Origin of the sequence: Stutzerimonas kunmingensis (genome assembly GCF_032106285.1) — a bacterium.
GTDB classification, from domain to species: domain Bacteria; phylum Pseudomonadota; class Gammaproteobacteria; order Pseudomonadales; family Pseudomonadaceae; genus Stutzerimonas; species Stutzerimonas kunmingensis_B.
Window position 1 is genome coordinate 50,762 of the sequence record NZ_DAMCPO010000017.1, and the last position, 15,779, is coordinate 66,540.

The 15,779-nt window shown below is 63.8% G+C and carries 20 protein-coding genes and 1 tRNA gene; 10 read left to right on the forward strand and 11 right to left on the reverse strand.

Annotated elements, in window-relative coordinates; all coding sequences use genetic code 11:
- Positions 1–2: 2 nt before the first annotated feature.
- The 5 genes from RT582_RS14515 to RT582_RS14535 all read right to left on the reverse strand — a co-directional run bounded on the left by RT582_RS14515 (position 3) and on the right by RT582_RS14535 (position 5,034).
- Positions 3–1,568, reverse strand: coding sequence for a methyl-accepting chemotaxis protein (locus RT582_RS14515; RefSeq protein WP_313478107.1), 1,566 nt, complete (start codon positions 1,566–1,568; stop codon positions 3–5).
- A 156-nt stretch (positions 1,569–1,724) separates the two neighbouring features.
- On the reverse strand, positions 1,725–1,946 hold the full coding sequence (locus tag RT582_RS14520) for a VF530 family protein (RefSeq protein ID WP_036992249.1): 222 nt from the start codon (positions 1,944–1,946) through the stop codon (positions 1,725–1,727).
- Between the two features lie 89 nt (positions 1,947–2,035).
- Positions 2,036–2,617, reverse strand: a complete 582-nt coding sequence (locus RT582_RS14525; protein WP_046618038.1) for a DJ-1/PfpI family protein — start codon at positions 2,615–2,617, stop codon at positions 2,036–2,038.
- A gap of 52 nt (positions 2,618–2,669) precedes the next feature.
- Positions 2,670–3,827: a phospholipase D-like domain-containing protein gene (locus tag RT582_RS14530; RefSeq protein ID WP_046618045.1), complete on the reverse strand. Its 1,158-nt coding sequence runs from the start codon at positions 3,825–3,827 to the stop codon at positions 2,670–2,672.
- 298 nt (positions 3,828–4,125) lie between these two features.
- Positions 4,126–5,034 (reverse strand): acyl-CoA dehydrogenase, encoded by a 909-nt coding sequence (locus tag RT582_RS14535; protein ID WP_046618037.1) that lies wholly within the window; start codon positions 5,032–5,034, stop codon positions 4,126–4,128.
- A gap of 187 nt (positions 5,035–5,221) precedes the next feature.
- Here RT582_RS14535 and olsB point away from each other — a divergent pair, with 187 nt between their 5' ends.
- Genes olsB through RT582_RS14550 form a run of 3 tightly spaced genes read left to right on the forward strand, consistent with a single transcriptional unit; the run spans position 5,222 to position 7,348 of the window.
- Positions 5,222–5,968 carry an L-ornithine N(alpha)-acyltransferase gene (gene olsB / locus RT582_RS14540; RefSeq protein WP_046618036.1) on the forward strand — a complete coding sequence of 249 codons (747 nt, stop codon included), beginning with the start codon at positions 5,222–5,224 and terminating at the stop codon, positions 5,966–5,968.
- Positions 5,969–6,742, forward strand: a complete 774-nt coding sequence (locus RT582_RS14545) for a lysophospholipid acyltransferase family protein (RefSeq protein ID WP_191122303.1) — start codon at positions 5,969–5,971, stop codon at positions 6,740–6,742. It abuts the gene before it with no gap.
- Positions 6,743–6,775: 33 nt separating this feature from the next.
- Positions 6,776–7,348 (forward strand): acyl carrier protein phosphodiesterase, encoded by a 573-nt coding sequence (locus tag RT582_RS14550; RefSeq protein WP_003285887.1) that lies wholly within the window; start codon positions 6,776–6,778, stop codon positions 7,346–7,348.
- 15 nt (positions 7,349–7,363) lie between these two features.
- Here RT582_RS14550 and RT582_RS14555 read toward each other — a convergent pair whose 3' ends face one another.
- Both RT582_RS14555 and RT582_RS14560 read right to left on the reverse strand, forming a co-directional pair.
- Positions 7,364–8,140: a class II aldolase/adducin family protein gene (locus tag RT582_RS14555; protein ID WP_044315541.1), complete on the reverse strand. Its 777-nt coding sequence runs from the start codon at positions 8,138–8,140 to the stop codon at positions 7,364–7,366.
- 104 nt (positions 8,141–8,244) lie between these two features.
- Positions 8,245–8,697 carry a flavodoxin gene (locus RT582_RS14560; protein ID WP_102831959.1) on the reverse strand — a complete coding sequence of 151 codons (453 nt, stop codon included), beginning with the start codon at positions 8,695–8,697 and terminating at the stop codon, positions 8,245–8,247.
- Between the two features lie 233 nt (positions 8,698–8,930).
- Here RT582_RS14560 and RT582_RS14565 point away from each other — a divergent pair, with 233 nt between their 5' ends.
- The 7 genes from RT582_RS14565 to RT582_RS14595 all read left to right on the forward strand — a co-directional run bounded on the left by RT582_RS14565 (position 8,931) and on the right by RT582_RS14595 (position 12,495).
- The gene (locus RT582_RS14565) at positions 8,931–9,557 is read left to right on the forward strand and encodes a PilZ domain-containing protein (RefSeq protein WP_313478114.1); all 627 of its coding nucleotides are present in this window, start codon (positions 8,931–8,933) and stop codon (positions 9,555–9,557) included.
- 66 nt (positions 9,558–9,623) lie between these two features.
- Positions 9,624–10,328 (forward strand): dihydromonapterin reductase, encoded by a 705-nt coding sequence (folM, locus tag RT582_RS14570; protein WP_313478116.1) that lies wholly within the window; start codon positions 9,624–9,626, stop codon positions 10,326–10,328.
- Positions 10,329–10,346: 18 nt separating this feature from the next.
- Positions 10,347–10,721 carry a dihydroneopterin triphosphate 2'-epimerase gene (gene folX, locus RT582_RS14575; protein WP_003285881.1) on the forward strand — a complete coding sequence of 125 codons (375 nt, stop codon included), beginning with the start codon at positions 10,347–10,349 and terminating at the stop codon, positions 10,719–10,721.
- A gap of 76 nt (positions 10,722–10,797) precedes the next feature.
- Positions 10,798–11,091, forward strand: a complete 294-nt coding sequence (locus RT582_RS14580) for a DUF1244 domain-containing protein (RefSeq protein WP_003285880.1) — start codon at positions 10,798–10,800, stop codon at positions 11,089–11,091.
- A complete protein-coding gene (locus RT582_RS14585) occupies positions 11,088–11,426 on the forward strand; it encodes a HopJ type III effector protein (RefSeq protein WP_313478119.1) in 339 nt (112 codons plus the stop codon). The genes RT582_RS14580 and RT582_RS14585 overlap by 4 nt, the downstream gene beginning before the upstream one ends.
- Positions 11,427–11,663: 237 nt before the next feature.
- Positions 11,664–12,419 carry a sulfate transporter CysZ gene (gene cysZ / locus RT582_RS14590; RefSeq protein WP_023444190.1) on the forward strand — a complete coding sequence of 252 codons (756 nt, stop codon included), beginning with the start codon at positions 11,664–11,666 and terminating at the stop codon, positions 12,417–12,419.
- Positions 12,385–12,495 (forward strand) — tRNA-OTHER (locus RT582_RS14595). The genes cysZ and RT582_RS14595 overlap by 35 nt, the downstream gene beginning before the upstream one ends.
- 98 nt (positions 12,496–12,593) lie before the next feature.
- Here the strand turns inward: RT582_RS14595 and RT582_RS14600 are convergent.
- From RT582_RS14600 to RT582_RS14615, 4 genes are all read right to left on the reverse strand, one after another.
- The gene (locus RT582_RS14600) at positions 12,594–13,703 is read right to left on the reverse strand and encodes an NADH:flavin oxidoreductase (RefSeq protein ID WP_313478121.1); all 1,110 of its coding nucleotides are present in this window, start codon (positions 13,701–13,703) and stop codon (positions 12,594–12,596) included.
- The gene (locus RT582_RS14605) at positions 13,700–14,359 is read right to left on the reverse strand and encodes a TetR/AcrR family transcriptional regulator (RefSeq protein WP_313478124.1); all 660 of its coding nucleotides are present in this window, start codon (positions 14,357–14,359) and stop codon (positions 13,700–13,702) included. Before RT582_RS14605 ends, RT582_RS14600 begins: the two co-directional genes overlap by 4 nt.
- Positions 14,360–14,500: 141 nt before the next feature.
- Positions 14,501–14,983, reverse strand: coding sequence for a glutathione peroxidase (locus RT582_RS14610; RefSeq protein WP_313478126.1), 483 nt, complete (start codon positions 14,981–14,983; stop codon positions 14,501–14,503).
- A 114-nt stretch (positions 14,984–15,097) separates the two neighbouring features.
- Entirely contained in the window at positions 15,098–15,583 is a 486-nt protein-coding gene (locus RT582_RS14615; protein WP_014821299.1) for an FKBP-type peptidyl-prolyl cis-trans isomerase, read from the reverse strand.
- Between the last annotated feature and the right edge of the window lie 196 nt (positions 15,584–15,779).

Consider the following 15,779-nt stretch of genomic DNA (forward strand, 5'->3'; position numbering starts at 1 on the left):
AATCAGCGGTTGAAGCGTTCGACCAGTGCCCGCAGCCCGTGCGCTGCGCATTCCAGGTCGCGACCGCGCTGCATGGTCAGGTCGGCCTTGCTGACATTGCTGTCAGTCGTGACGGCAATACGGGTGACCTGACGAGCAATGTCTTCGGCCACATGCGCCTGCTCCTCGGCAGCGGCAGCCATCTGCTGGCTCATCCCGGCAATACGCCCGACCGCATCGCGAATGCCCTGCAACGCCTGCTGCGCCTCGACGACCTGGGCCAACCCCTGGGCCGCCTCCTTGTCACCCAGCTGTGCGATTGTCACGGCCTCATCCGCCTTGCTGGTGAGCGACTGGATGATGGCCTGGATCTGCTGCGTCGACTCCCGCGTCTTGCTCGCCAACGCACGCACCTCGTCGGCGACCACGGCAAAGCCCCTGCCCTGCTCGCCAGCACGTGCGGCCTCGATGGCAGCATTCAGCGCCAGCAGGTTGGTCTGGTCGGCGATGCTCTGGATCATGCCGGCAGCGGATACGATCTGCTGGGTTTCGACAGCCAGCTCGTTGACCACGTTGCCGATGTTGGTGACGGTCGCCGCCAGCATTTCCATCGCCTCGCGGGAACTCGCTGCGACCCGATCACCGTCGTCTGCCAGCGCGTTCGCCGTCCTCGCCTCCTCTGCCGTGTGCTGCACGTGCCCGGCGACCTCACTGATCGATGCGGTCATCTGCGTCACCGCGGTGGCCGTCATGTCCGTCTCGCCGCGCTGCTGGCGCAGCTCGTTTTCGGTCTGGCTGGCCAGCGAATAGGTTTCCGCCGATGCACCGGCGAGCTGCACGGCCAGATCGGACAGACGCGTCAACGCCGTACGCAATCGCGCGTCTTCACTGACCAGGGCCATCTCCAGCCGCGCCGCATTGCCATGCCGCCGGGTGTAGGTCAGGGCGACCACCGGATCGGTGAAGGCTTCGGGTACGCGCTGCAGGATGCTCAGCAACTGGCGTTCCGCAGCGAAGTGACAGCTGAGCCCGAGCACGAAGAACAGACCGAGCACGACGAGCGCTTCCACTGCCGGCGGCAGCCAGAAGATTCCACCGGCCGCCAGCACCGCGGCGCCCATCGGCATCGCCAGTGCACGCGCCCAACCCTGCGCGCGCCGGCTCAACGAAACCGCCGGCCGGCCGGTACGCAGACGCTCGTACAGCGCCGTCGCCTGGGCGACCTGCTCGGCTGTCGGCTTGACCCGCACCGACTCGAAGCCGGTCAGCTTGCCATCGTCGAAAACAGGCGTGACGTAGGCGCTGACCCAGTAGGAATCGCCGTTCTTGCAGCGGTTCTTGACCACCCCCATCCAGCTTTTGCCGGCCTTCAAGTAGCGCCACATCACCTCGAACACGGCCGGCGGCATGTCCGGGTGGCGGACCAGGTTGTGGTCGCTGCCGATCAGCTCGGCTCGTGAGTAGCCACTGATGGCGACGAATTCGTCGTTGCAATAAAGGATCTTGCCCTGGGTATCCGTTGCCGAAATCAGCCGCTGATGCGCCGGAAAGGTTCGTTCGGTGTTGCTTACCGGCCCGTTGTTTCTCATCGCCTGAACTCCCTGCCAGCGACCTGCTGAAAAAAGCGACTCATCAGTCACGACGAATCAATCTGTTACAAGAGTCGGACAGCGCAAAGCGAACTTGAGCGGGGACGGTAAGTATTTGCCGAACGGCATGACCAGGTGGCGCCGCTCGTGAGCGGACTAGCGACCGGCGCTCTGTTCTTCGATGTACAGCGCTTCGACTTTCGCCCTGGCCCAGGGCGTCTTGCGCAGGAATTTCAGGCTGGACTTGATGCTCGGCTCATTGCTGAAACAGCGGACATCGACGCGCTCGGCAAGGCCGTCCCAGCCGAAGCGAGCATGCAGCTGGACCAGGATGGCCTCCAGCGTCACGCCATGAAGGGGGTCTTTTGCTTGAGTCATGGGGCACTCACGAACACGAGGGCATAGCCTCACGGATGAAAAAACCCGCCGCGCGGTATGCGGGGCGGGCTTGGGTGACGGTCTGCATCTTACAGGCTGATGCGAGTTCCGAGCACCTCGAGGAATGCCGCCAGCCACGCCGGATGGGCGGGCCATGCCGGAGCGCTGACCAGGTTGCCATCGGTATGCGCCTGATCCACGGCAATGTCCACGTACTCGCCACCGGCCAGCTTCACCTCGGGTGCACAGGCGGGATAGGCACTGCAGGCACGCCCCTTGAGCACGCCCGCGGCGGCCAGCAGCTGGGCGCCGTGACAAACGGCGGCGATTGGCTTCTTGGCCTCATCGAACGCACGCACCAGCGCCAGCACCTGCTCGTTCAGGCGCAGATATTCCGGCGCCCGGCCACCGGGAATGACCAGGGCATCGTAGTCTTCGGCCCGCACGTCGGCGAAGTCGAAGTTCAGCGCAAAGTTGTGCCCCGGCTTCTCGCTATAGGTCTGGTCGCCCTCGAAATCGTGAATCGCGGTGCGCACGCTGTCGCCGGCCTTCTTGTCCGGGCACACGGCATGCACGCGATGACCAACCATCTGCAGGGCCTGGAAAGGCACCATGGTTTCGTAGTCTTCGGCGTAATCACCCACCAGCATCAAAATGTTCTTCGCCGCCATTGGATCGTCCTCTTCGCGCGGGTTTGGAGCATTGCTCCGTGACGCGGCGGCTTCAGCCACCGCGGTTGAAGATGTTAACCAGCAGCCGGTCCATCCAGCCCCACATGCGCTGGTAGAGGCGCAGGTGCAGCGGTCTGGCGTACCAGCTTTTAATGTCGATTTCGATACTGTCCTGAAAATCGCGCTCGAAGCATGCCTGCACCTGGGCACTCAACGCAGCGTCGATGGCCTCAAGATTGGCTTCCAGATTCCAGCGCAGGTTCCAGTGATCGAAGTTGCAAGAGCCGACGCTGACCCAGTCGTCCACCAGCACCATTTTCAGGTGGGAAAAGTGTGGCTGATATTCATGGATTCGCACGCCGGCACGCAGCAGCCGTGGATAGAAACGCTGCCCGGCGTAGCGCACCGGCGGGTGATCGGTATTGCGACTGGTCAGCAGCAGGCGTACGTCCACCCCGCGACGCGCCGCCCGGATCAGTGCCCGGCGCACCTTGCCGGTAGGCAGGAAATACGGTGTCGCCAGCCAGATGCGCGTCTGCGCGCGCCGCAGGTTGCGCAACAGGCTGTGCAGTATGTCGCGGTGCTGACGCGCCGCCGCATAGGCGACGCGCCCTAGCCCCGAGCCACTGGGCAGCACTGGAATGCGCGGCGCACCGCTGGGCAGGGGCAGCTGCCAGATGCGCCGCTTCAGGCAATGCACCCACTGGGTGTCGAACAGGTCCTGCCAGTCCTGCAGCAGCGGGCCGGTCATCTCGACCATCACCTCATGCCAATGCACGTCGGGCTGATCAGGACGCCAGAATTCGTCGGTGACACCGGTGCCGCCGACGTAACCGATGCAGCCGTCGACCAGCAGCAGCTTGCGGTGGTCACGATGCAGATTGCGCAGCCTCAGGCGGAGCGAAAGCGGGTTATAGAGACGCAGCTCGACGCCGGCGGCGGTCATCCGGTCACGATTGGCCTGGCTCATCTTCAGGCAGCCGAAACCATCGAACAGGCAGCGCACCCGAACGCCGCGTGCCGCCGCACGCAGCAGCGGCTCCAGCAGGCGGTCGAGACAAGCGCCGTCCTCCACCAGATAGAGTTCGAGATCGACCCGGCGCTCGGCGCGCTCGATGGCGTCGAGCATGGGCGGAAAGAACCCCGGCCCGTCTATCAGGAGGCGGAACTGATTGTCGCTGCGCCAGGGGAACACCGCTCCAGCCAGCATCACAGGGCGGCACCCCGCGTAAAGCCAGATGACGTCAGGCACAGCGACGAAGCGGATGAGCAACGAAATGACATGAAATCCCTTTTTCCGGACGGCATCCAGGGGCTGCGGCCTCGATACCGCCCCTCTGCACTGGCGGTGCTGAACGAGCAGTTGGCTAGCTTACCCGGGCGTTCGAGCAAGGCAAGGCAGCAGGTCAGACCGCCGCAGCGGAAGTGCCGCCGTGAAATACGATCCTCTATAGGCCCGACTCGCCTGGGCAGAGTTCCCAGCTGTTCGCCGGCGCGCGCCCTGCCTTTCAACTGCCTACTGAAGATTCGAGCCCGAGCGCGGCAAGCGCCTGTTCCAGACGGCGCGCCTGGGCATCGCGCGCCAAGCCCAGCACTGCGCGATCACGCCGCCACAATGCGCCCCGGGGCCCCTGCGAATCCGCCAACGCCCTATCCACCTCAGGTTGCAGCGCAGCGAACTGCTCGAGCAACGCGGCCAGCAGCAGATGAGTGGCAGGCTCATGGGCTGGCCGCCGCGCAACCTCTGCCGCAGCCGCAAGAACGCCGAGCAGACGCAGTGCCAGCGCGCGCGGCCACTGCTCAAGCAGCGCCACACCGTAGAGCCAGGCAGTCAGCGCCGCCAGCACATGTAGATCCTCGTGGCTGCGGAACGGCTTGACGTACTCGCTCCAGCCGTCACCAGGCAAGCGTTTCCCAGCAGCCTGCTCAAGGCTCAATCTGCCATGCGCGATATCCGGCACGATCGGCAGATCCGGCCCGGCCACCAGTGACACGCCGGCACCGGACGGCTCGACGACGAACAGGCCGAGGCGCGGTGACTCACCGCCCCCCTCCTCCCGAGCCGAAACGAGCAGCCATTGCGCCGCGTCCCCCGCCGTCACGAAATCCTTGCTGCCAGTGAGCTGGCCGTTCTCGCAACGCGTCGCCATGTCGGCCGGCCGCAACTTGCGCCGCTCCGTCGTGCATAGCGCGCCAAGCCCGGGCGGCGCATCCGGCCAGAGCGCCCGCAGGGCTGCCTGGTATCCCGCGAGAAAGGCCAGCCCCGGCGTGGTCGCCAGCCGGCCGCCGTAGACCGCTTGGCTGAACGAGTCCGTACTCGGAGCACCGTTACACACGGCCCGATACCAGTCGCGCAGCCCGGAGGGCTCGGCAACTGGCTGTAGCGGACCGATCAATCGTTTCCAGGGCATCTTCATCTCCAAAGGTTCTGCAATCACTGGCCACAGGCTCGCGCCGTCATCCAACCATCATCCGAACGTCACAGTGGCGACATGCGCCGCTCCTAGCCTGATCACGCCAAACCCGTCGAGCCCAACGATAACAACCAGACGCTCGCGTTGCATCGCCAACCCGCCACTGCCCCGGCGGACAAGGAGACAGAGCATGAATGCCATCGTCGATCCACGCAGCACGCGTCAACTTCGAGCCGAACGCCTGGAAGGCGAACGGGCCCTCCGCGAAGCCCAGTCCTTGCGCTATCGGGTGTTCAGCAGTGAGTTCGACGCCCAACTCAATGGCGCCGAGCTCGGGCTGGACATGGATGACTTTGATATCCACTGCCGGCATATCGGCGTGCGCGATCTCGCGACCGGTGAGCTGGTCGCCACCACCCGCCTCCTCGACCACCTCACCGCCAAGCAGCTCGGGCGCTTCTACAGCGAAGGAGAGTTTGCCCTGCACGGCCTGGCGGACATCAACGAACCGGTGCTGGAGATCGGCCGTACCTGCGTGGCGCCGGCCTATCGCAATGGTGCGACCATCGCAGTGCTTTGGAGCGAACTGGCCGAGGTACTCAACCAGGGTGGCTATCGCTACCTTATGGGGTGCGCGAGCATCCCGATGCGCGACGGTGGCATCCAGGCCCGAGCGATCATGCAACGACTGCGCGACAGCCACCTGAGCACTGAACTGCTGCACGCCGAGCCGCGAACACCACTTCCCGAACTGGAACTGCCGGACAACGTCACTGCCCAGCTCCCGCCGCTGCTCAAGGCCTATATGCGCCTCGGCGCGAAGATCTGTGGCGAACCCTGCTGGGACCCGGATTTCCAGGTTGCCGATATCTTCATCCTGCTCAAGCGCGAGGAGCTGTGCCCGCGCTACGCTCGCCACTTCAAGGCGGCGGTATAGATGCCGCGGTTGCGCCTGTACTGGCGCCTGCTGCGGGTCGCCGCGGTGATCCTGCTGGGGTTGCTGTTGGCGACCGCGCTGGGTCTCGGCGACCGCCTCGCGCTACGCCTATCGCTGCAACTCAGACAACAGCTGACCCGCTGGTTCATGGTCCGCCTGGCCTCCGCGCTGCCCTATCGCGTACACATCATCGGTCAGCTACCAGCTCAGCCGATGCTGTGGGTCGCCAACCACGTGTCCTGGTGCGATATCCCGTTGCTGGGAATGCTGCGGCCGCTGTCGTTCCTGGCCAAGGCCGAGGTCGCACAATGGCCCGTGCTGGGCTGGCTGGCACGCCAGGCTGGCACGCTGTTCATCCGCCGCGGCGCCGGCGATGCCGCGCAGATCAACCAACAGCTGGCCAGCCACCTCATCCAGGGCCGCCACCTGCTGATTTTCCCTGAGGGCACCTCGACCGACGGCAGCAGCGTGCGCACCTTCCACCCCCGACTGTTAGCCTGTGCGATAGAGGCCGGCTGCGCTGTTCAACCCGTGGCGATCCGCTATACGCGCAACGACAAGCCCGATACCGTCGCCCCCTTCATTGGCGACGACGAACTGCCCGCGCACCTGCGCAGGCTGTTGGCCAGCGACGTGGCAGAAGTAGAAATCCAGCTGCTGGCGCCGATACCCGTTGCCTCACTCAGTCGCAGGGCTCTTGCCGAGCAAGCACAGCGGGCCATCGAACGGGCACTGTCTGGGGAGGCGCAGGAGCCCGCGCGCGAGGCCGCATAGCGACCCCCTGTCGAGGCGCGCTAAGCTTCGCCCATGAACTATCTCGCTCATCTTCATCTTGGCGGCCCCGGCCCCGCGGACATGCTCGGCAGTCTTTACGGGGACTTCGTCAAAGGCCCACTCCAAGGTCGCTGGCCGGCGCAGATCGAAGCAGGCATCCGTCTGCATCGGCAGATCGATGCCTTCACCGACAGCCATCCGCTGGTGCTGCAGGCCAAAGCGCGCTTTCCCAGCGAGCGTCGCCGCTACGCCGGAATCCTGCTGGACCTGTTCTTCGATCATTGCCTGGCTGCGAACTGGGCGGACTACTCCGGCGAGCCGCTGGACCAGTTCACCCGGCGCGCCTACCGAGCGCTGGCCGATGAGCCCGCGCTGCCTGGCAAGCTCGCCGTGATCGCACCGCACATGGCGGCACACGACTGGCTCGGTAGTTACCGTGAATTCGAGGTACTGGGCAGGGTGCTGGCGAACATGGGCCGTCGCCTGAGCCGGCCGGATGGCCTGGCCGGCGGGCTGGAAGAGCTGGAGCAGCTGTACGACCCGCTGCTCGAGGACTTCCGCCACTTCTACCCGCAGCTGCAGCAGTTCGCCAAGGCAGCGATGTAGCGCGAACGCCCCGTACTACTGCGCATAGCCCGGGCTTTGCGCATCCAGCTTGCGCAACAGACCGGGCCATGCCAGCGCGCCGCCCATGCCCGAGCGAGTGCGGGTCACGCCCGCTGCCATGGCCTTCGCACCGGCTAGAATCTGCTCCGGAATGGCGATCAGCTCGCTGCCACCGGCCTGCGCCATGACCTGGATTTCACAAGCGCGCTGGAAGATGAACATCATCAGAAAGGTATCGGCGATGCTGCTACCGCAGGTCAGCAGACCGTGGTTGTGCAGCAGCATGAAAGCGGTTTCGCCAAGATCGGCCTGCAGACGCGCTTTCTCGTCGTGATTCAGCGCCACACCCTCATAGCCGTGCGTCGAAAGGCTGGCCAGCACGAACAGTGACTGCTGGCTGATCGGTAGCACGCCCTGACGCTGGGCCGAGACCGCCACCCCGGCGGCGGTATGTGTGTGCATGACGCAGGCGACGTCGTGGCGAACCTCATGCACGGCGCTGTGAATGGTGTACCCAGCGGGATTGATCTCGTACGGGCTGTCCGTCACTTTGTTGCCGGCCAGATCGACTTTCACCAGGCTGGACGCGGTGATTTCGTGAAACATCAGCCCGTATGGGTTGATCAGAAAGTGATCGGTTTCGGGAATCTTGGCCGAGATGTGCGTGAAGATCAGGTCATCCCAGCCATGCAGCGCGACCAGTCGGTAACAGGCCGCCAGATCGACCCGCGCCTGCCATTCGGCGGGGCTCACTTGGGTTTCTAAAGAAGGCAAAGCGTGCAGCGCAGTCATCGAGGGCACCTCTTGTTATTGTCGTGAAGATGCCCTGGATTCTAGCCAGCCGCTACTGGCCCGGCAGTTGCTCTTGCAGCCAGGCCGCTGACCCGGCGAGCCACTCAGGCACGCAAGGCCGCCGCGAAGGTTTCCAGCCACGGTTCGGCGTCGCTTTCCGGCGTGACCGTCTCGCTGGCATCGAGGCGCAGCATCTCCACGACTTCCCGCACGCCCAGTTCGGCATAGAGCTCGCGAATCAGCTCGCCGCCAGCACAGAAGGTGTCGCCGTAGCTGGCGTCACCGAGGGCGATGACGCCACCGGGCAGGCCGCTCCACGCGGGAAACTGATCGCGGATGGTCGAGTACAACGGAATGAAGCTGTCCGGCAGCTCACCCATGCCGGTGGTCGAGGTCACGACCAGCAGCGCTTCGGGGGCGAAATCGAGAATCTGTGGCAGCTGGGCGCGGGGATCGTGCCAGGTTTCGAAACCGGCGGCTTTCAGCTGGTGTTCGGCGTGACGGGCGACATCTTCGGCGGTGCCGTAGACGCTCCCGGAAAGAATGGCGACTTTCATGTGCGCTCCGAGGCAATCAAAGCTGCGCATTATGCCGCAATCGCCAAGTCTGGTCGGCACACCCTGCTCAGGCGAAGCCGTCCATCCAGAAAATGTGCAGCCTGCGGAACCACTGTCGATCGCATTTGTCATAGGGCCGATTGCCCCACCGCGACCATACCGGTTGCAGGCGTATAGCGGCCCCGCCGCGTGACGCCAAACGTGGAGGGCACTGTCCCTCCGAGGGTATCCGCATGGCGGAAGAGACGATTCTCAGCAAAGACGAACTGACCTTCATCCGCAAGTTGATGCAGCGCAACGGCAGCACCAGCGCTGAGCGCACGACAGGCTTTCGGATCGACGGCGGCGCGCAATCCAACGAATTGCTGCTGCAGCTGGCCGCTCGCGCCAATCTGTCGTTGCAGGCGGAGTTCGAGGATTTCCGCATGTCCTTTCCGCTGCAGCTCCGAGAAGACGAACTACACAGCCTCGACCTACAGCTGGCCCCGCCAGTGATCTACGAACGCGGACCAACTACGCGTGCCTGGCGCCTGCATTTGGACCAGCCGCTCCCTCTGCTGGAAAACGATGGTGGTGAAAGCTCGCTCAGCGTGCACGAGCTGTCTCCGCACGGTTTGCTGGTGGATGCCGGCGGACATCGCAAACCACCCAAGCACTTCCACCTGCGCCTGGCGCTGCCCGATGACAGCCCGCTGGAGATCGACGCCCATCGCGTCCGCGAGCTGACCGGCGGACGAGCCGCGTACGAAGTGGAGTTCACCGAGGAAAAGGATGCCGAGCGGATCCGCTCCTTCCTCTATCGCCAGCACCAGCGCCTGCACCCTGATTTGCAGCCGGAGCAGCCAGCCGATCTGGTGTAAGCTGCCACGCCTGTAGCGACCGCCTCAATGTGTGGGCGGTCGGCCCATTTCAGGCAGTGGATTTTCATGCATCAGGCCCCGATTCTCATCACCGGAGCCAGCCAGCGGATCGGGCTGCATTGTGCCGAGCGACTGCTGGAAGACGGCTTTCCGGTCATCGTTACCTACCGTCGCGAACGCGACAGCATCGACCGGCTTCGCGCCTTGGGCGCACAGGCGTTGCAGGCAGACTTCAGCGATGAAACCGGCATCACCACCTTTATCAGCGCTCTCAAGCAGCAGACCGACTGCCTACGGGCCATCGTGCACAACGCCTCCGAATGGCGCCCGGATACCCCCGGGCAGGAAGCCGAGGCGTTCCGCCAGCTGTTCCAGGTGCATATGCTCGCGCCCTACCTGATCAACCTGCACTGCGCCGAACTGCTTCGCCACGGCGGGCCGGCGGACATCGTGCACATCGGCGACGACGTGACCCGCAAGGGCAGCAAGAAGCACATCGCCTATGCTGCGAGCAAAGCGGGCCTGGACAACCTGACACTATCTTTCGCCGCCAGCCTGGCGCCGGCGATCAAGGTCAATAGCATCGCCCCGGCGCTGATCCAGTTCAACCCGGACGACGACGCCGAATATCGCCGCAAGGCGCTGGCCAAATCCGCGCTGGGCATCGAACCCGGTGCCGAGGTGATCTACCAGAGCCTGCGCTACCTGTTCGACAACCCTTATGTCACCGGCACCACACTGACCGTGAACGGCGGCCGCCACCTGATCTGAAGACTGCAAGGAGTCCCCATGCCCCGACTGGAACCCGCGATGGCCCGCATCCGCGTCAAGGACCTGCGGCTGCGCACCTACATCGGCATCAAGGAAGAGGAAATCCTCAATCGCCAGGACGTGCTGATCAACCTGACGATGCTCTACCCCGCTGCGGAAGCGGTGCGCGAGAACGACATCGAACAGGCGCTGAACTACCGCACCATCACCAAGGCGATCATCCAGCACGTCGAAGACAACCGCTTCGCCCTGCTCGAGCGGCTGACCCAGGAAATTCTCGACCTGGTCATGCGCTACCCGCAGGTGCGCTACGCCGAAGTGGAAGTCGACAAACCCCACGCGCTGCGCTTCGCCGAGTCCGTATCGATCACCCTGGCTGCGCATCGGGATTGACCCTGCGCAAGGCTGGCCGGCTCACTGACGCAAGGTTATGATCCGGCCGACCTCAGCCAACGCCGAGACCCAAGAGATGAACGATCAAGAACGCACCGAACTGGAAGCCGCCGCCTTCCGCCGCCTGGTCCAGCACCTGCGTACCCGTCCCGATGCACAGAACATCGATCTGATGAACCTGGCCGGTTTCTGCCGCAACTGCCTGTCGAAGTGGTACAAGGCTGCCGCGGATGATCTGGAGATCGAAGTCAGCATCGACCAAGCCCGCGAAGAGGTGTACGGCATGCCGTACAGCGAGTGGAAAAAACGCTATCAGAAGGAAGCGACCGCCGAGCAGCAGGCCGCTTTCGACAAGGCCCAGAAAGAATGAACGACCTGAAGGACTTCCGCGCAAGCCTGCGCAATCGCAACCACGCATTCAGCGAAACACTGGCATTCATCGAGAGCGCTTACGACTACCAGCCGAGCCGCTTCGTCAACGGCACACTGGAGAACGCTGCCGGCGAGAACGAAGGTTCCTGCAAGACGCTGGGCCTCGCATTGCTTGAAGACTTAACGACGGAAGAAGCGCTGCTTGCGTTCGGCGAGCACTATCAGGCGGTCCTGGCCAACCCGAACGGCAGCGACCACCGCAACATTCGCGCGCTCATGGAAACCGGCCTGCCGGGCGTGCGTTTCGACACGCAACCGCTCAAGCGCAAGTAACGCGCATCCATTCGACGGATTTGAGCCGGCCATGCCGGCTCAATGGGAATAAAAAGGGTCATCCCAAGCACTTGGGGAAGGCTGAAGGAGCGGATGACCCGAAAACCGTTGAGCGCCACCTTAGCTATCCGCCGAGGCCGTGGATAATTCAGGTTCTGCATACAACCCATAGTCATCGACTATCCCGCTGCGCTACGCCCCTCTCGACGAAACCCTGCCCTTTTTCAGGAGACGCCAATGCCCGTATCCGCCCTCTCCGGCCCGCAATACCTTCGCGAAGGCCTGCGCCTGGTGCTCAGCCCAGGGCTGCGTCTGTTCGTGATCCTGCCGCTGACGGTGAACGTGCTGCTGTTCTTCGGCCTGATCTGGTTCGCGGTCGGCCAGTTCAGCGGCTGGGTCGACACCTTCATGCCCAACCTGCCCACATGGCTCGCCTTTCTCGAATACATCCTCTGGCCGCTGTTCGTCGTGCTGGTGGTACTGATGGTGTTCTTCAGCTTCACCATGCTGGCCAACATCATCGCCGCACCGTTCAACGGCTTTCTGGCGGAAAAGGTCGAGGTGGTGGTGCGCGGCGAAGATGCCGCGCCGCCTTTCAGCTGGGCCGAGCTGCTGGCCATGCTGCCCCGCACGATTGGCCGCGAGCTGCGCAAGCTGGGCTATTTCGCACCGCGCGCGCTGGCGTTGCTGGTGCTTTCATTCATCCCCGTGCTGAATCTTGTTGCCGCGCCTTTATGGCTGCTGTTCGGCGTGTGGATGATGGCAGTGCAATACATCGACTACCCGGCGGACAACAACAAGCTGAGCTGGGCGGACATGATGGGCTGGTTGCGCCAGCGACGCTGGCAGAGCCTGAGCTTTGGTGCGGTGACTTATGCGGCGTTGCTGGTGCCGGTCCTGAACCTGCTGATCATGCCGGCGGCCGTGGCGGGAGCGACGCTGTTCTGGGTAAGGGAAGGCGGGCCGAATCGGCAGCTGGACCGACCAGCGTAGAGGTCAGGCGTCGCACTCGGCGGTCAGGGTTCTAGCGCTGCAAGGTATGAGAGTTCGAGGCTCTCCGTCCGCACCACGTCACATGCTGACAGCTCAGCGCGAAGGCCTGGCGAGATCGGATGCTGCCGGGTCAGGGGAAATCGGCAGCCAGATCACCCTGGCTGCCGCCCTCACTCACGCCAGCGTCTTCAACGCCTCACGACTGAACGGCAGAATCTCTTCCATCCGCCCTTCACGCACCTTAACCGCCCAATCCGGATCGCAGATCAGCGCACGCCCCACCGCCACCAGATCGAACTCCTGCTTGTTCAGACGCTCCAGCAATCCCTCGATGTTGGCCGGCTGCGCCACCTTGTCGGTCTTGACCATGAACTGCAGGAATTCGCCATCCAAGCCGACACTGCCGACGGTGATGGTCGGCTTGCCGGTCAGTTGGCGGGTCCAACCGGCCAGGTTGAGATCGGAGCCTTCGAACTCCGGTTCCCAGAAACGGCGCGTCGAGCAATGGAAGATTTCCACGCCGGCCGCCGACAAGGGTGCCAGGAACTCGCCGAGCTCTTCGGGCGACTGCACCAGGCGCGCCGTGTAGTCCTGCTGCTTCCACTGCGAGAAGCGGAAGATGATCGGGAAATCAGGGCCGACCGCTGCGCGTACGGCCTGCACCAGCTCGATGGCGAAGCGCGAGCGGTTGGCCAGGCTGCCGCCGTACTCATCGGCGCGCTGATTGCTGCCTTCCCAGAAGAACTGGTCAATGAGGTAGCCGTGGGCACCGTGGATTTCCACGCCGTCCATGCCGATCGCCTGAGCATCGCGGGCAGCCTGAGCGAATGCTTCGATCACATCCTGGATGTCCTGCTTGGTCATGCCATGAACGACGACCTGGCCGTCCTTCTGCTTCTCCATCGGGCCGTAACCGACGACCTCCGGCTCCGGCTCGGTGCCCTTGCGGCGCACGTTGCCGACGTGCCAGAGCTGCGGGACGATCTTGCCGCCAGCGGCGTGCACCGCATCGACCACAGCCTTCCAGCCAGCCAGCGCATCTTCACCGTAGAAACGCGGCACATGGGGATAACCGTTCGCCGCGGCGTGGCCGACCGTGGTGCCCTCGGTGATGATCAGCCCGACCCCGGAGGCGGCACGACGGCGGTAGTACTCGACCACATCGGCAGTGGGTACGCCGTTAGGCGAGAACGAACGGGTCATCGGCGCCATGACCACACGGGTCGGCAAACGGAGAGCACCCAACTCAAAGGGCTGAAACAAGGCTTGTACGCTGGCGGTCATCGATCGACTCCTGTGGCATTGGTCAAGGCAGCCGGGCGCTCATGCCCCGGCGAAGTTATTGCAGCCGGCGCCAACAGGCGTTCGAGCTGCTGGAAAAACACCTGCAAAGGCGCAACGCTGCCGCTCACTTTCATGCGCAACAGCGCACCTTCCCAGGCGTTGCTTATGAATTCCGCCTGCACTGCACAATCGCAATCGGCCGCGATCTCTCCAGCGACACGCGCCTGTTCGAGGCAGGCCGTAAGCAACTCGACCGATTGCGTCAGTATCGCGCTGAGCCGTTTGGAGATGGCCGGGCACAGCTCGGCCATCTCGAAGCTGAGGCTGCCGATGAAGCAGTGATATTCGGGCTTTTCCTGGCGGGCGAAGTGCGCAACGAGATCGGCGTAGTAGTCGAGGATGCGCTGCCGGGGCGAGACTGCTGAGTTGCTCAGCGCCGCCTGATAGCGCTCCAGCCGGGGCGCATAGATATAGTCCAGCGCCTGCAGGGCGAAGTCTTCCTTGCTGGCGAAGTAGTGATAGAACGAACCCTTGGGAATACCGGCCGCCTGGACGATTTCCTGGACACCGGTGCCGTGATAGCCGCGGCGGGTCATCACCCGGGCACCCTTGGACAGGATCAGGTCGCGCTTGTCGTTGCGTGCTGGATTGGTCATGCAGCGAGAATATGACCGGTCGTCTCGCCGGCACAGCATCATCCATGACGCTTATTCAGCGGCAACCACGGCAAGCATGGCCGGTATATCCAGGACTCAAGAAAGAGAACGCGACCGCGCGTACGGTCGCAGATCTGCAGATCAGGCCAGAGCGGTTTCGATCGCCTGGATCAGGGCGGGGTCGTCGGGCGTGGTACGCGGTGAGAAACGGGCCAGCACACGGCCGTCCTTGCCCACCAGGAACTTCTCAAAGTTCCAGGTGATGTCCCCCGGAAAATCGGCACCTTCGCCAGCCAGCAAACGATACAGCGGATGGCGCTGCGGACCGTTCACCTCGAGCTTGCCGCTCAGCGGAAAGCTCACACCATAGTTGAGTGTGCAGAACGAGCGGATTTCTTCATCGCTGCCCGGCTCCTGCGCAGCGAACTGATTGCATGGCACGCCCAGCACGCTGAAGCCGCGGGCAGCGTATTGCAGCTGCAGCCGCTCCAGGCCGGCGTACTGCGGGGTCAGCCCGCACTGCGAAGCGACGTTGACCACCAGCGTGATCCGATCGCCGAACTGCGCCAACGGCAGCTCCTCGCTGCCCAGGCCTGGCAACACCAATTGGTGGAATGCGCTCATCTCATCTCTCCTAACGAAAAAACGCCCCGGCAACGACCGGAGCGCTCTTCTTTTCGATCCGCACGGTAGCGGTTCCTGCCGCCGTGCCTGCGGACGCCTATGCGGCGACCCGGATCAGTGGTGGTGGCCACCTTCGCCGTGGACGTGGCCGTGGGCAACTTCTTCTTCGCTGGCGTCACGCACGCTGACGACCTTGACGTCGAAGTTCAGGCGCTGGCCGGCCAGCGGGTGGTTGCCGTCGACGATCACGTCGTCGCCTTCCACGTCACGAATGGTGACGATCTGCATGCCGCCGTCCGGACCGGAAGCGTGGAACTGCATGCCCACTTCCAGCTCGTCGACGCCTTCGAACATGGCGCGATTGAGGGTAGCGACCAGCTCCGCGCTGTACTCGCCGTAAGCGTCCTGCGGCTCGATGGCGACCTGGATCTGGTCACCGCCCTGCTTGCCCTCGAGGGCCTTCTCCAGGCCCGGAATGATGTTGCCTGCGCCGTGCAGGTAGACCAGCGGCGCGCCGCCGGCCGAGCTGTCGATCACCTCACCGGCGTCGTTGGTGAGTGTGTAGTCGATGGAGACAGCCTTGTTAGCGGCAATCAGCATGGGGCAGAACCTTTGCTTTAGAGAATGGATGTCGAAGTTTAACCATCCACCGCGCCGATTGCGAACCGACCTTGGATGAACGGGCCAATGCCGTTCGTCGCCCTCGCCCCGCATGTAGTGCCATTGAACATGGGACTACAACCTTTGGATGGCATCGCTTCCATGGCCGATGTGCAAGAATCGGCGGAAAGTATCT

Coding starts and splice junctions, on each gene's coding strand:
- RT582_RS14515 (WP_313478107.1), bottom strand. CDS start 1,568: ATGAGAAACAACGGGCCGGTAAGCAACACCGAACGAACCTTTCCGGCG.
- RT582_RS14520 (WP_036992249.1), bottom strand. CDS start 1,946: ATGACTCAAGCAAAAGACCCCCTTCATGGCGTGACGCTGGAGGCCATC.
- RT582_RS14525 (WP_046618038.1), bottom strand. CDS start 2,617: ATGGCGGCGAAGAACATTTTGATGCTGGTGGGTGATTACGCCGAAGAC.
- RT582_RS14530 (WP_046618045.1), bottom strand. CDS start 3,827: ATGCTGGCTGGAGCGGTGTTCCCCTGGCGCAGCGACAATCAGTTCCGC.
- RT582_RS14535 (WP_046618037.1), bottom strand. CDS start 5,034: ATGAAGATGCCCTGGAAACGATTGATCGGTCCGCTACAGCCAGTTGCC.
- olsB (WP_046618036.1), top strand. CDS start 5,222: ATGAATGCCATCGTCGATCCACGCAGCACGCGTCAACTTCGAGCCGAA.
- RT582_RS14545 (WP_191122303.1), top strand. CDS start 5,969: ATGCCGCGGTTGCGCCTGTACTGGCGCCTGCTGCGGGTCGCCGCGGTG.
- RT582_RS14550 (WP_003285887.1), top strand. CDS start 6,776: ATGAACTATCTCGCTCATCTTCATCTTGGCGGCCCCGGCCCCGCGGAC.
- RT582_RS14555 (WP_044315541.1), bottom strand. CDS start 8,140: ATGACTGCGCTGCACGCTTTGCCTTCTTTAGAAACCCAAGTGAGCCCC.
- RT582_RS14560 (WP_102831959.1), bottom strand. CDS start 8,697: ATGAAAGTCGCCATTCTTTCCGGGAGCGTCTACGGCACCGCCGAAGAT.
- RT582_RS14565 (WP_313478114.1), top strand. CDS start 8,931: ATGGCGGAAGAGACGATTCTCAGCAAAGACGAACTGACCTTCATCCGC.
- folM (WP_313478116.1), top strand. CDS start 9,624: ATGCATCAGGCCCCGATTCTCATCACCGGAGCCAGCCAGCGGATCGGG.
- folX (WP_003285881.1), top strand. CDS start 10,347: ATGCCCCGACTGGAACCCGCGATGGCCCGCATCCGCGTCAAGGACCTG.
- RT582_RS14580 (WP_003285880.1), top strand. CDS start 10,798: ATGAACGATCAAGAACGCACCGAACTGGAAGCCGCCGCCTTCCGCCGC.
- RT582_RS14585 (WP_313478119.1), top strand. CDS start 11,088: ATGAACGACCTGAAGGACTTCCGCGCAAGCCTGCGCAATCGCAACCAC.
- cysZ (WP_023444190.1), top strand. CDS start 11,664: ATGCCCGTATCCGCCCTCTCCGGCCCGCAATACCTTCGCGAAGGCCTG.
- RT582_RS14600 (WP_313478121.1), bottom strand. CDS start 13,703: ATGACCGCCAGCGTACAAGCCTTGTTTCAGCCCTTTGAGTTGGGTGCT.
- RT582_RS14605 (WP_313478124.1), bottom strand. CDS start 14,359: ATGACCAATCCAGCACGCAACGACAAGCGCGACCTGATCCTGTCCAAG.
- RT582_RS14610 (WP_313478126.1), bottom strand. CDS start 14,983: ATGAGCGCATTCCACCAATTGGTGTTGCCAGGCCTGGGCAGCGAGGAG.
- RT582_RS14615 (WP_014821299.1), bottom strand. CDS start 15,583: ATGCTGATTGCCGCTAACAAGGCTGTCTCCATCGACTACACACTCACC.